The sequence below is a fragment of the Labilibaculum euxinicum genome (genome assembly GCF_963678175.1).
In the GTDB taxonomy this organism is placed as follows: domain Bacteria; phylum Bacteroidota; class Bacteroidia; order Bacteroidales; family Marinifilaceae; genus Labilibaculum; species Labilibaculum euxinus.
In genome coordinates, this window is record NZ_OY782756.1 from 2,759,284 (window position 1) to 2,774,426 (window position 15,143).

Genomic DNA, 15,143 nt, shown 5'->3' on the forward strand with positions numbered 1-15,143 from the left:
TAATATAAATAGAGAAACCATTAGATTAATTTTAAAAAAGGCTTGATGTAGAGTCAATAAATTACACAATTATATCACAATGAATACAACGGACTCAAAATTATCATTAAAAGAAAAAATAGGTTACAGCTTAGGCGATACAGCCTCCCATTTTGTTTGGGATATGGTAGGTTTCTGGATTCTGATTTTCTATACCGATACCTTTGGAATCTCTGCCGCCGCCGCAGGAACCATTATGCTGATTGCTCGTTTTTGGGACATGATAAGTGATCCTATTATGGGAATTATTGCTGACAGAACAAATACACGTTGGGGTAAGTTCAGACCTTACATTTTATGGATGGCTTTGCCATATAGTGTTCTTGCCGTTTTAACTTTTACCACTCCTGATCTCGGACCAACGGGTAAAGTGATTTATGCTGGGGTTACTTATATTTTATTAATGAGTGTATTTACAGCTATAAATCTTCCTTATTCATCATTGGGAGCGGTAATTACTTCGGATTCTTACGAAAGAGCGGGGCTCAATTCGTATCGGTTTATTTTTGCATTCGTCGGGCAATTTATTGTTTCAGGTACCGCCCTTTCATTGGCTCTGTATTTTGGGGGCGGCGATAATGCAAAAGGATATCAGTACACGTTAATTCTGTTTTCCATTATCAGTTTTATTTTATTCATGATTACTTTTAAAACGACAAAAGAGCGAGTACAACCGCCTAAAGAGCAGAAAGAAAACTTAAAGGAGGATTTTAGAAATTTGTTTAAGAACAAACCTTGGATGATTCTGTTTTTTGTTGGGATTATTTCGTTCATCATGTTTGCAATGCAGAATTTGTCCATTGCATACTATTTTAAATACTATATAGGCAAGGAAGAAAATGTTCAGTTGTTTAATGTGATTGGTACAGTAGCACTGATTGTTGCTATTCCATTTTCAAAACCATTGGCAAAAAAATTCGGTAAGCGTAATGTGTTTTTGGCTAGTTCATTGCTTTCCGGATTTTTCTTCATCTGCTTGTATCTGCCTGCTGCCAATAATTTGACAATGATTTATGCATTTAATATCCTTGCAAAAATGGCTTATGCTCCTGCCGTGCCTTTACTTTGGACTATGCTTGCCGATACAGCTGATTATTCGGAATGGAAAACCGGACGACGTTCAACCGGCTTGGTCTTTTCTGCAGCTACATTTGCCCAAAAAGCAGGATGGGGAATTGGTGGAGCTTTGGCAGGATGGATGCTTGCCATATTCAAATTCACACCCAATATTGAGCAAACAGCAACTGCCATAACAGGAATAAAACTCATGATATCGGTAATTCCCGGAATCTTATACATGTCATGTGCAATTCTCCTGTACTTCTATACCATCGATCACGAAACTTGTGTTGTTATAAAAACGGATCTGGATCAAAGGAGATTGGCAGAGGCTACTTCTTAAATTGTTTTTGGTTTATGAAGGAAATAGAAGTATTATCTTCATTCATTTTGGTAAAGATCATCTCGAAAAAGGGGTGATCTTTTAAATGTCAACACATTACAGATCTAAATATTAAGATGCTTGTTGTGAATTTTATTCTACCTATTTCTAAAATAGAATATATTGAAAGTAATTGATATTTAGTCTGTTTTTAAAATATGTGAATTATTGTATATTTGAGAATTCATAGCACCTACCGATGATAAAAACTTTAAAGAACAAAAAGCTTTTTTTAAGCGCGTTGTTAATTTTATGCCTTAAATTTTCCTTTGCCCAATACAGTTTTAATAGGATCACAAAGGAACAAGGACTTCCTCATAACAATGTTGAATGCATTTTGCAAAGTGCTTCTGGATTTATGTGGTTTGGTACTCGGGATGGCTTTTGTCGTTTCGACGGTTACGAAGTGAAAGTATATCGAAACACACAAGATACCAATTCTATTTCCGGAAACAGGATATTATCTGTTGCTGAAGATAAAGATGGATTTATTTGGGTGGGAACCTATCAAAATGGAGTTAATAGATTCAATCCAAAAACAAATCAATTCAAAAAATACGGCATCAGGAATGGTATAGGCAATCAGATTTATCGAATAAAAGTTTTAAAAGATGGGACAGTTGTCATAGGCAGCAACAGTGGTCTTGCTTTATTTGATAAAAGCACGGATTCATTTAAAGTATATCATCCTAACGGTGAGCCTCAAAGTATAAACTCTTACGTAGTAAGTGATATTTTGGAGACTCACGATGGACAGTTATTTATTGCAACTTTTGAAAAGGATATTCAGCGTCTGGATAGAAAAACCGGTAAGTTTTTTTCGATATCCTACAACAATTTAGAATTAAATTCAGGGAATTATCGAAAGCGTCTTCTTGAGGACAGAGAAGGTAATTTATGGATATCTGCTGACAAGCACGGTTTATGCAAATACAACCGGAAATCGAAAAAATCAAAATTTTATTTTAAAAAAAATGGTCTGAGTTCTGAAGTTCTGACTGGAGATATGATTGTAAATTCGGATGGTAAAATCTGGATTGCTTCAGATGGGGGAGGAATTAACATATTGGATACCCGAAATGAAACATTTGATTATGTGAATTTTGATGACGAAGATGTTAATAGTTTGCCAAGTAATCAGGTATATACATTATATAAGGACAATGCCAACAGAATTTGGGTAGGAACATACGATAAAGGTGTAGCATATTATGATCCTCTGGCGAAGAAATTTGCAAACAAACTTTTGCCTGATAATATTTGTTCCTTTTTTAAAGGCAAATCGGTGCTTGGCATTTTACAGGATAGTAAAGGAAATGTTTGGATAGGTACAGATGGATCAGGTTTACATGTTATCAGCAAAGAAAATAAATTAACTCATTTTTATTCTAAAATTTCAGATGAAACCAGTATATCGGGTAATGTTATCACTAGTTTGGCAGAGGATGTAAATGGCAATATACTGATAGGTACTTACAACGCGGGCTTAAATATATATGATTATAAAACGAAATCTTTTAAGCATTTTCATCAGAATTCTCAAAACAATTTAAGTTTACACTCCGAAAATGTTTGGACCATTCTGGTGGATAGTCAGGGGAAAAATTGGCTGGGACTTTTGGGCAATGGTGTTGATCTTTTTAATTCAGATACAGAGACATTCAAAAATATAGGACCATCCTCCAGAGAATTGATTAAAATTGATCATTCCAATGTGATGTCTGTTATGGAAGATTCCGATGGAGATATATGGTTTGGTACCGAAGGCAACGGAATATATGTTTACGACAAGCAAGCTAATAATGTATTGAGAATTAGCACAAATTCAAATATTACTACCGAGGGTGTAATTAAAGATTTATTTCAAGATAAGTGGGGAAATATTTGGATTGGAACAGAAGGGAATGGCCTGTTTAAATACAATAAAAAAGAGAAGGAAGGCATTCAATACACATTAAAAAATGGTTTGCCATCTATGATTATTCTTGGTATACAGGAAGATGCAGCCGGTGGAATTTGGGTGACGACCTATGATGGAATTGCCGTGCTAAGTAAGGATTCGAAGGAATTTATGTCTTTTGATAAATCGGATGGCTTATCATCGAATGAGTTTAATGCTCAGGCTTTTATTAAATTACAAGATGGTACTTTTTTAACCGGATCCAAAAATGGGCTGGACATTTTCAATCCTTCTGAATTGTCCTTAAACCTTACGATTCCAAAAGTTTATTTTACGAAACTAAAAATTCAGAATCAGGAAGTTTTACCGGGTGATTCAATCAATCAGCTGGTTAAATTGCAAAATGATATCACACACACCAAAGAGATTGAGTTAACTTATTCCGATAAGGTCTTCTCAATTGAATTTGCGGCCTTGAATTATACACATCCTAAAAAGTGTCAGTACAAATATAAATTGGAAGGGTTTGATGAAAACTGGTACGATTCCGATTCCGAACATCGTTTTGTATCTTATTCAAATTTAAAAAATGGAAATTATACATTTAAAGTTCAAGCTTCAAATAATGATAAAAAGTGGGGGGATAATATAGCAGAGCTTAGCATTCATGTTCTTCCTCCTTTCTGGAAAACCAAATGGTTTAGTTTCTTAGTTGTTGGCTTAATAGTTGGTGTAGCAGCGGCAGCTTATAATTATCGATTGCGTCTTTTAAAAATAAAATTCCTGCAGGAACAGGCTTTAAAGGAAAAAAGAATAACAGAGCTTGAAAAGGAAAATATTGAATCGGAATTGGAAAAACTGACCTTTTACACGGTAAATAGAAACAGGGTACTGATCAATTATAAAAATCGGATGCTTGGTCTTGCGGCCAAAGCAATGCCTGCAGTAAAAAGTGGCTTGCAGATTGTAATTGATGAGATTGATATCGAAATCAACGATGATAAGGAGTGGAAATACCTTGAGCCTCGGTTGGATAAAATGTACAATGAATTTATAAGTAAGTTACGCAATGAATATCCGGATTTAACTTTGTCTGAGGTAAAGGTTGCTTCGTATGTAAGAATGAATCTTTCTTCAAAAGAGATTGCCGAATTTATGCATAAGACGACACGAGCAATCGAAAACGACCGCTATCGCCTTCGAAAAAAATTAGAACTCGATTCCAATGAGTCATTACAGAGATATTTAATGGATTTATAAGTTTTTCGTTTGGTTTATCTCCATTTTTGTCATCAAATTAATGCAATTTATTGTTTTTATAAGAATCAGTTTATAAGATATTTACGACTGTAAGAGTAGTTTTGAGTAGTGTCTGTAAACGTTTGAGGAGTATTTGAGAGGTATCAAACTCATGTTACCCTATTGTGCGCATATATATTTGTTTTGAAAATCAAATAAACAGATAGATGACAAGCACAATATTGAAATATTTTTTATTTGCAGTTACTAGCATAGGCATACTTAATGCATGTAATCCAATTGCAGGACAAAGCAATCAACAGAATGGAGATCAAAATTTGCAGACGAATAGTCGAAGCAGTAATAAGATTACTCTTGAAAAAGCAATTCAATATACTACCGCAAAAGAAGGGGATTTAAGATTCTCAAAATCTGATGGCCTGTTGGTTGGGGATTTTAATCAGCCGGAAGAACATTTTTCCACTCTTATACTAGATGCAAAAAAGCGTTTTCAAATTATTGAAGGTTTTGGTGGTGCACTTACCGATGCTGCCGCAGAAACTTTTTATAAGCTTCCCAAAAACAAACAAAACGAAATTTTAGAGGCTTATTTCGATCGTGAAAAGGGAATTGGCTATAGTTTGTGTCGTACTCATATTCATAGTTGTGATTTTTCAAGTGAAAGCTATTCTTATGCAGAAGTAGGCGGCGACACGGCTTTAGACAATTTCTCCATAGAACACGACAATCAATATAAAATACCTTTCATCAAAGAAGCTTTGGCCAAATCAGGGAATGAAATGAAACTTTTCGCTTCACCCTGGAGTCCTCCTGCGTGGATGAAAACCAACAACAACATGTTGGAAGGAGGAAGTTTAAAACCGGAATATTTTCAGACTTGGGCTGATTATTTCGTTAGATTCTTTGCTGCTTATAAAAAACAGGGGATTGATTTCTGGGGGCTTACAGTTCAAAATGAGCCATTGGCAGTTCAACGCTGGGAATCCTGCGTTTTTACTGCTGAGGAAGAAAGAGATTTTGTAAAAAACTATCTGGGGCCAACTCTTGAAAATAGTTCAATGGGGGACAAGAAAATTATTATCTGGGATCACAACCGAGGATTAATGTACCAGCGTGCTCAGGTTGTTTTAGATGATCCTGAAGCATCAAAATATATTTGGGGTACTGGTTTTCATTGGTATACCGGAGATCATTTTGAAAACGTGAAACTTGTATCCGAGGCATTCCCTGATAAGAAAACCATTTTCACTGAAGGATGTGTATTCCCGTTCGATTACAGTAAGCTGGGTGAATGGAGTTGGGGAGAAAGATATGGAGAGTCAATTATTCATGATCTTAATAATTCGGCTTCGGGCTGGGTTGATTGGAATGTTTTACTCGATGAAAAAGGAGGTCCGAATCATGTTGCCAATTATTGTTACGCTCCAATTATCGGAAATACAAAAACGGGCGAAATCACTTACATGAATTCCTATTACTACCTGGGGCACTTCTCAAAATACATCCGTCCAGGTGCACAGCGTATCATTTGTTCTTCGAATGATGACAATATTCTGGCAACAGCTTTTGTAAATGAAGACAATAGCATTGCTGTTGTGGCAATGAATCAAACCGATAAGCAACTTGAATTTAAAATATGGTTAGAAGGAAGAGGTGCTCTGTCTGTTCTTCCTGCTCATTCAATTGCAACAATTGTTATTAACGAATAACCACAAATCCAACAGGAATAAATCTATACCAATGAAACTGCTGCTAAATAGTAAAAATATGTTACAACGACTTGAATATCAATCAGAAGGAAAATACGGGAATTGGATGATGAAGATTTTTCTCAATCTCTCCTTTTTTATATTCTTGTTCCTTAGTTTTTCCGCTCCTGCTTTTTCGCAGGGATTTGTACATGTTAATGGAACAAGTATTGTTGATGGAAATGGAAACAATTTAATAATCAGAAGTATCGGAACCGGGAATTGGATGATTCAGGAAGGTTACATGATGCAGTCTTCAGATGTAGCTAACACTCAGCATGAGTTCAGAAATAAATTAATTGAAACAGTAGGAGAGACCCGCACCAACGAATTTTATGAGGTTTGGCTTTCAAATCATTTTAGAAAAATTGATGTTGACTCGATGTCTGCATGGGGATTTAATTGTATACGTGTTGCAATGCATTACAAATGGTTTACTCCTGCCATCGAAAACGAACCTGTACAAGGCGAAATAACATGGACAAACAAAGGCTTCGACATGATAGATGATTTGCTTTCGTGGTGTTCCGATAATCAGATGTATTTGATTCTTGATTTGCATGGAGCACCCGGAGGACAAGGGAAAGATGCTGCAATTTCTGACTACGATTCTTCGAAGCCATCTTTATGGGAAAGTGATTTGAACAAAGACAAAACAGTTGCACTCTGGAAAAAAATTGCTGAAAGATATAGTAATGAGCCATGGATTGGAGGTTATGATCTAATTAATGAGATCAATTGGACATTTTCCGAGGGCAACAATTCGAAAATTCGCGATTTGTATGGCAAAATTACCGATGCAATTCGTGAGGTAGATACCAATCACATTTTATTTATTGAAGGGAATTCGTTTGCCAATGATTTTTCTGGTTTGACTCCTGCCTGGGATGATAACATGGTTTACAGTTTTCATAAATATTGGACATACAATGATGTAAATGCACTAAAATGGATAACAGATTTTAGAGAAGAGCAAAATCGTCCGGTTTGGTTGGGTGAAACAGGAGAAAACTCGAATACATGGTTCACAAATTTGGCGGCATTAACAGAAAGCAACAATGTGGGATGGTCGTGGTGGCCGGTGAAAAAATCAGGCATTAATAACATACTAAAGGTTGAAACGAATGCTGATTATTTACAAATGATTGAGATGTGGAAAGGCAATGGTACAATGACTTCGGATGAAGCATTTAGTGCGGTTATGACCTTTGCCAACAATCACAAATTTGAAAATTGTACGATTCAGTACGATGTAATTGATGCCCTTATTCGTCAGCCTCACACAACAGAAACAAAACCATTTAAAACACATACAACAAGTCAAAAAATATTTGCCGTCGATTATGACCTGGGCAGAAACAACTATGCTTACTTCGATACAGATACTGCAAATTATCATCTAAATACCGGTGAATATAAGGCATGGAATCAGGGTTGGGAATACCGCAATGACGGTGTGGATATTGAGAAGTGTAACGATACGGAAACCAATGGTTACAATGTTGGTTTTGTGAAAAGCGGTGAGTGGTTACAGTATACCGTTAATTCGGAAGCTAATGCGGCCTATAAATTAGAAATCAGAACAGCTGGTACCGGGAAAGCCTCTATGCATATTGAGGCAAACGGTCAGATAGTTTCCGAAACGTTTGAACTTCCTTCTACAGGCAGTTGGACCAGCTATATAACCAGCACAATAAATAACATTATTCTGCCAAAAGGCATGGTTAAAATTAAACTTGTGTTTGATGGCGGTGAGCTGAATGTAAACCATTTTTCATTGATTGAACCAGTCGAAATAAGCGCTGTTCCTTTTAAGCTGTTAAAAGCCGGTTCTGCAAAAATTGATAATGAAATATTTCTTGATGTAAATCGGCCAATTACATCGGTTGAAAACGATATTAATATCAATGAATTTGAATTAACGGTTGATGGAGAATCAGTTCCCATTTCAGATTTTATTTTGGATCCGAATAACAGCCGAAAGATGATTCTAATGACTGAGAAGGATTTGTTTTATAATCATGAAATCAAACTTTCCTATACAGGAAACAGTGTAGAATCAGGTTCTAAAGAACTGGAGTCTTTTGCAAATGTAATTGTCGAAAATAATTTCAACAGGCATTTTGAAATACCTGGAAAAATTGAAGCGGAAAATTTCATGATCAATAGTGGCTTTGAGTTGGAAGATTGTACCGACACAGGAAAAGGGAAAAACACTTCCTATGCTTCGGATGGTGATTATTTGGAATATCTGCTGTATGTGCCGGCAGCGGGAACTTTCACTATGAATTTCAGGTTTGCTACAGCAAAAAATGCAAAAATTCTTGTTTTGAACTCAGTGAACGGAGAAATGGTTTCCAATGAATCTGTTTCTTTTGGAAGTACCAATGGATGGCAATCCTGGCAAACAAAATCCATAACAATAGATCTCCCGAAAGGCAAAACAATTTTACGCTTATTGTCTGAATCAGGAGAACACAATCTGAATTGGATTTCTTTTGATGACGGTACAGTTACAGGAATTGAGAATCCAATTCATGAGTCGAAATTTGAAGTATTTCCCAATCCGACGTCCGACATTTTAAACCTCAATTTTGAATCCTCTTCCAGCAGACAAATTAGTCTTTTTACAATGGGCGGAACGCAGTTGTTTTCTCAGTTGAGTTCCGAAAAAAGTCATTCCATTAATGTAAATGAATATGCAACAGGTACATACCTGCTTACAGTTTCAGGTAAAGACGTGAACAAAACCGTGAAGGTTCTGATTGTTAAATAAGAGTTTTGCTTCAATAGTAATACAGATTTCAATGGCAATTCCTCACCAAATATCTCAGGGAAAAAAGTCAAACTTAATTTCGGAATTGCCATCACCAAAAAGGCACAAGAGGGAAGCTGCTCTCTTACTGTTATTGTTTCTTACAAAGCTGGGAATCAGCAGGAAAAATATATTGGGTTTGCAATTACCCGAATATAATTACGGTGGATCCGGAAGCTAACAGACAGATCCATTTATTGAAAATAATTAACTAATCATCTTAACTAATTATCTATGAAAAAAACAGTCTTGTTTTTAGTTTTGGCATTATTTTGCTTGCAATCCTTTGCACAAAAGCATGTCGTAACAGGTATAGTGGCCTCAGCAGAGGATGGTATACCATTGCCGTTTGCCTCGGTAGTGATTAAAGGTACTACAATCGGTACTACTACCGATATGGATGGAAAATATCAGATTGAGATCTCAAATGATGGGATACTGGTATTTTCGCTGATTGGTTTTAGCTCACAGGAAATTGTGGTGGGGAACAATTCAGAAATGAATGTGGTTTTAAATGTGGAAACAACAGGACTTGACGAAGTTATTGTTGTTGGTTACGGAGTGCAGAAAAAGAGTGTTTTAACTGCTTCAATTGCGAAAGTTTCAGCAGATGATTTAGAAAGTATTGCACCTGTTCGCATCGATAATGCTCTGAAAGGATTGGCCTCAGGAGTAACCGTTACATCATCTTCCGGACAGCCGGGAGCTTCTTCGCAAGTACGAATTCGTGGTATTGGTACGATTAATAATAGTGATCCATTATATATTGTTGATGGTATGCCAATTGATGGAGGAATAGATTATTTAAATCCAAGTGACATTCAGTCTATTGAAGTTCTAAAGGATGCTGCATCAGGAGCAGTATATGGTGCCCGTGCTGCTAATGGAGTTATTCTGATAACTACAAAAAGTGGAGATAAAGGCAAATTATCTGTAAAATATGATTTCTCGCGAGGTTGGCAAAGCAAATGGAATAAAAGGGATGTATTAAATGCCCAACAATATGCTTTACTGATAAATGAAGGTTTAGTTAATTCAGGGGAAACTGCAAGATATGATGATCCTTATGCATTGGGTAAGGGTACAGATTGGCAGGATATGGTTTTTTATGACAATGCCCCTGTTGAAAACCATCAATTGAGTGTTAGCGGCGGATCCGATAAAGTTATATATTATTTCTCTGCAGGTTATTATAAGCAGGATGGAATCGTTGGTGGAAATTTTGACCGTTCTAATTATGAGAGAATCTCATTAAGGTCAAATACAACATACCATCTTTTGGATAATATGAACCGTAATTTTTTAAATAAATTAACAGTAGGAATTAATGTTGCCTATTCAAGAATAAACTCTAAAGGTATTGGAACAAACTCGGAGTATGGTTCAGCACTTGGAGGTGCAATTTCATTCTCACCATTGTTAGGTTTGTATGAAGAGGATCAGGTAGCGGCTGCAGCCCTTCACCCAACGGCGGTTCGTGACCCAAAGAATGGGTTAATTTATACAATCGCTGGTGATGACTATAACGAAATCACTAATCCGGTCGCTCAGCTGGCTTTACCTGGAGAAGAGAATAACTCGGACAAGTTAGTGTCGTCATTTTGGGGCGAATTAACGATCTGGGACAATTTAAAGATTAGATCTTCATTTGGAACTGATCTTGCATTTTGGGGTAATGATGGTTGGACACCTGAATATTATTTAGGTAAATCTGCTTATTCTGATTATTCAAAAGTTTGGTCGAGTATGAATCGCGGATTTACCTGGCAGGTAGAAAATATCTTATCATACGAAAAGAGTATTGCCGACAAGCATAATTTTAACGTAATGTTAGGGCAATCAGCTAAAAAAGTAACAGGTCGTGGTTTAGGCGGAAGTAATAAATTTATGGTTGAAGAAAATGGAGACAAAGCCAATATTGATTTTACTACCGGAACAGCTGCAAATGGAGACCAGACAGTTGGAGGAGGAGCTTGGAGCCCACATACTTTAGCGTCAATGTTTGCCCGGTTAAGCTATAACTTTTCAGAGAGATATATGTTTCAGGCCACTATTCGTAGAGATGGTTCTTCTAATTTTGGTCCGGGAAAAAAATATGGTGTGTTCTCCTCAATTTCACTGGGATGGAATATTACAAATGAGGCATTCATGGAATCACGTCCAGAGTGGTTAACTTCTTCTAAACTGAGAGCTTCATGGGGTAAAAACGGGAATGAAAATATCGGGGCTTTTGGTTATACCGCCCTTACTTCAACAGGTAATAATTATGCTTTTGGACCAGGGAATGGAACATTAGTAAATGGAACAAAAGCATCTGGACTGGCTAATACTTCATTAGCATGGGAAGAATCGGAACAAACCGACATAGGACTTGATTTCGGATTCTTAAATAGTGCATTGACATTTACAGTTGATTACTATGAGAAGAAAACCAATGGAATGTTGATGACGATGTCGATTCCTTCTTATGTGGGAGAATCAAAACCAACTGGTAATGTTGGAGATATGAAAAACTGGGGTATTGAATTTGATTTAGGCTATAGATTCAAGCTTGGCGATTTCAACTTTAGCATTAGAGGAAACGCTTCTTATCTTGAAAACGAATTGGTTAATCTGGGAAATGCAGATGGTTTTGCTAATTACGATAGCTATGCTAATGTAGGAACTATTTCGAGAGCCCAAAATGGGTTGCCATTCCCCTATTTTTATGGATATAAAACAGATGGTATTTTCCAAAATTATGCAGAAATTAATTCGCATGTGAATAATGAAGGTGGCTTAATCCAGGCGAATGCAGTTCCTGGAGATGTAAGGTTTGTGGATTTGAATGGAGATGGCTCTATTGGAGATGATGACCGTACAATGATTGGAAAGGGTATGCCTGACTGGACATACGGCATAAACTTTGGAATTGATTTTAAAGGCTTTGATTTTAGCATGATGCTGCAGGGGACTGTTGGTAACGATATTTATGATGCTACCCGACGTACAGACTTGCGTTATATTAATTTGCCTGCCTATATGTTAGATCGTTGGATAGGAGAAGGAACTTCCAATACAATTCCTCGCTTTTCATTTTCAGATAATAACGGCAACTGGTTATCATCTGACCTCTATGTTAAAGATGGCGATTATATGCGCATTAAAAATGTAACATTAGGTTACACTCTACCCCAAAATATTGTCAATAAGGCATTTGTAAATAGTTTGCGCTTTTATGTTGCAGCAGAGAATCTTTTCACTTTCACAAAATACGACGGTTTTGATCCTGAAATTTCTTCAGGAGGTACTTCTCTTGGTATTGATCGCGGAATATATCCTCAGGCAAGAACATATACAGTTGGTTTAAACCTGTCTTTTTAACGATTAAAAACTTAAAGTAATGAAGAATAAATATATTTTAATTTGCAGCTTATTTTTTATCCTTTTGGGTTCTTGTAAAGAGGAGTTCCTTGAAGTAGATTCGGCAAGCAGCGTATTGATAGATGATTATTATACAACAGAGGATCGTATATTTGAAGCACTTGTTGCTGCTTATGATCCATTATCCTGGACAGATTATGCCTGGGGACAATATACTCAACTTAACTTAGTGTCAGATGTAATGTCAGATGATGTGTATGTTGGAGGAAATGACCAGGGTGATTTGCCTTTTCTGCATAAGATGTTCAATTACGAAGCGACACCGGAAATTGTTTGCAGCGATTTATGGACCACTTTTTATTCAGGAGTAAAGCGTGCTAACGCTGTTTTGGAATATATGGATAATGTACAGGATATTTCCGAATCAAACAAAGCACTTTACATTGCTGAAGCTAAAGCATTAAGGGCTTACTATTATATGTGGTTATGGAAACTTTGGGGCAATATTCCATATTATGAAACTAATCTAGATTTTCCATATATAGCAGCTCAGTTAACTGCCGATGAAGTTTATGAAGGTATAATCACAACATTAGAAGATGTGATTGCCAATGGTGGATTATCAATAAAAACTACTTCTGAAAATACAGGACGAGTATCCTTGGCCATGACTTATATGGTATATACTGAAGTGGTGATGTATCAGAATGATGAAAGCCGCTATTCAACAGCATTGGCTTACATGAATGAAATTATTGCAAGTCACCAATATATCTTGAATGATGATTTTGCAGGAATTTGGGAAGAAAGTGGAGAATGGACTAAGGAATCTATATTTGAAGTGAACTATTTTAGTGTTAATGGAGGAAAAGATTGGGGGAGTGCCATCGGTGATGGGGGTACTGTTTATCCTAAATTGATTGGTATTAATAGTTTATCAGGAAGTGATGATTTTGATGGAGGTTGGGGATTTGAACCTGTCCGTCAGGAAGCATATGATTTGTACGAGGATAATGACCAACGTAAAAATGGTGGAATTTTAAATTTTGCAACCTATGCAGCTCAATCTGGAGCTACTTACGAAGGACGTTATCAGGACACAGGAAACTTTTTGAAAAAATACCTTCCAAGAGCTAACGGAAATGCCGGTTATGCAGGTTCTGCGGATATGAATTACAACAATAACCTTAGGGTTTACCGATATGCTGAAACACTACTTAACGCCGCTGAATTATTAGCACGTGGAGTATCAGGAACAGGAAGTGCTCAAACTTATTTAGATGAAGTTCGGGATAGGGCAGGTGTAGGTAGCATTACTGCTACTGTTGATAATATCATTAAGGAACGTCATCTTGAGTTTGTGGGCGAAGGTAAGCGCTATTGGGATTTGGTTCGTACCGGAATGGCAGCAACAGTACTTGCTCCAAACGAATACAGAAAAAACACTTGGACAGAGAATAAAAAACATCTGCCTATTCCGCAGGCCGAGATGGATTCAGATAGCGGTTTAACTCAAAATCCTTATTAAAAAACAAAATATAATCATATGAAACGACCCCTATAAAAAGCTTTACACGCAGGAGGATGAGTGTAATTTGGGAGTTCCATATGGCAAGCACACAAAAATATAATCATATGAAACGTATTGAAATAATATATATAGGATTATTCGTCTTGTTAACTTCTTTAGGAATGGTTTCCTGTACTCAGGATACTTACGACGATCAAGAACATGTAACAGAACAAATGATAGATGTAAGATTTTCAGTGGATGAAATTTCTGCAAATAGATATCAAATTACGACCAATAGTAACAAATATGTTATTAGTAATTATTGGGATCTAGGAGATGGAACAGGTTTTTCTACTGGCGGTAATTCATTTGAATTGTTCTTACCAGATGCAGGAGAATATGAAATAAAGCATAAGGTAATTGTAGCAGGTGGAATTTTAAGCAGCGAAGCATCAAGCGTGGTGAATGTTGAAACTTCAGATCCAATTTCTGGAAATTTAATCAGAGGAGGTAAGTTTACTTCTGAAGATGATATAGCAGAATGGACAATTGGTGGCACGGGTGCAGGTAACGGCACCTGGAATTTTAATGACGGTAATGCTAACTTAACAACGCCCAGCTGGGGAGGTAATGGAATTTACCAAGCCATCCAGGTAGAGGAAGGGCGTAGTTATCAAATCGATATGTATATCAGTTCTACTACAGGCTGTTCTGATACATGGTTCGAAGTGTATTGTGGTTATAGTGATCCGGAAACAGTATCCGGCGATTACAATGAAGGAGAAAAATTATTGAGCATAAATACATGGGATGGAAGTGGAACAACTCCATTTGCAGGGAAATTTACTAAGGTAGGAAGTTCAACCGAAACCAATGGGGTCTTTACCGCAGCAACTGCAGGAACAGTATATCTTGTTATAAGAGGTGGCGGTGGTGATATGAAGGAAGGAATTACTATTGATAATGTGGAAATTCGTTCAATTCAATAACACCTCTGTCAGGTTTGGGCTATATACTCATGGATTTAAATCTGGAAGAGTTCATGATTATAATAAATTAGAATA

General features: G+C 36.6%; 7 protein-coding genes. All 7 read left to right on the forward strand.

The genetic code is table 11. From position 1 onward, the window contains the following. Window positions 1-79 precede the first annotated feature (79 nt). On the forward strand, window positions 80-1,441 hold the full coding sequence (locus ACY0M5_RS10995) for an MFS transporter (protein ID WP_461629141.1): 1,362 nt from the start codon (window positions 80-82) through the stop codon (window positions 1,439-1,441). 238 nt (window positions 1,442-1,679) lie between these two features. Next, window positions 1,680-4,640: a two-component regulator propeller domain-containing protein gene (locus tag ACY0M5_RS11000; RefSeq protein WP_461629142.1), complete on the forward strand. Its 2,961-nt coding sequence runs from the start codon at window positions 1,680-1,682 to the stop codon at window positions 4,638-4,640. Between the two features lie 206 nt (window positions 4,641-4,846). Beyond that, window positions 4,847-6,349: a glycoside hydrolase family 30 protein gene (locus ACY0M5_RS11005; RefSeq protein WP_461629143.1), complete on the forward strand. Its 1,503-nt coding sequence runs from the start codon at window positions 4,847-4,849 to the stop codon at window positions 6,347-6,349. A 58-nt stretch (window positions 6,350-6,407) separates the two neighbouring features. After that, the gene (locus ACY0M5_RS11010) at window positions 6,408-9,164 is read left to right on the forward strand and encodes a carbohydrate-binding protein (protein WP_461629144.1); all 2,757 of its coding nucleotides are present in this window, start codon (window positions 6,408-6,410) and stop codon (window positions 9,162-9,164) included. 273 nt (window positions 9,165-9,437) lie between these two features. Then, a complete protein-coding gene (locus ACY0M5_RS11015; protein WP_461629145.1) occupies window positions 9,438-12,566 on the forward strand; it encodes a SusC/RagA family TonB-linked outer membrane protein in 3,129 nt (1,042 codons plus the stop codon). A gap of 19 nt (window positions 12,567-12,585) precedes the next feature. Beyond that, window positions 12,586-14,094 carry a RagB/SusD family nutrient uptake outer membrane protein gene (locus tag ACY0M5_RS11020; RefSeq protein ID WP_124991402.1) on the forward strand — a complete coding sequence of 503 codons (1,509 nt, stop codon included), beginning with the start codon at window positions 12,586-12,588 and terminating at the stop codon, window positions 14,092-14,094. Between the two features lie 107 nt (window positions 14,095-14,201). Then, window positions 14,202-15,068, forward strand: a complete 867-nt coding sequence (locus ACY0M5_RS11025) for a hypothetical protein (RefSeq protein WP_124991403.1) — start codon at window positions 14,202-14,204, stop codon at window positions 15,066-15,068. Window positions 15,069-15,143: the final 75 nt, after the last annotated feature.

Coding starts and splice junctions, on each gene's coding strand:
- ACY0M5_RS11010 (WP_461629144.1), top strand. CDS start 6,408: ATGTTACAACGACTTGAATATCAATCAGAAGGAAAATACGGGAATTGG.
- ACY0M5_RS11005 (WP_461629143.1), top strand. CDS start 4,847: ATGACAAGCACAATATTGAAATATTTTTTATTTGCAGTTACTAGCATA.
- ACY0M5_RS11000 (WP_461629142.1), top strand. CDS start 1,680: ATGATAAAAACTTTAAAGAACAAAAAGCTTTTTTTAAGCGCGTTGTTA.
- ACY0M5_RS11020 (WP_124991402.1), top strand. CDS start 12,586: ATGAAGAATAAATATATTTTAATTTGCAGCTTATTTTTTATCCTTTTG.
- ACY0M5_RS10995 (WP_461629141.1), top strand. CDS start 80: ATGAATACAACGGACTCAAAATTATCATTAAAAGAAAAAATAGGTTAC.
- ACY0M5_RS11025 (WP_124991403.1), top strand. CDS start 14,202: ATGAAACGTATTGAAATAATATATATAGGATTATTCGTCTTGTTAACT.
- ACY0M5_RS11015 (WP_461629145.1), top strand. CDS start 9,438: ATGAAAAAAACAGTCTTGTTTTTAGTTTTGGCATTATTTTGCTTGCAA.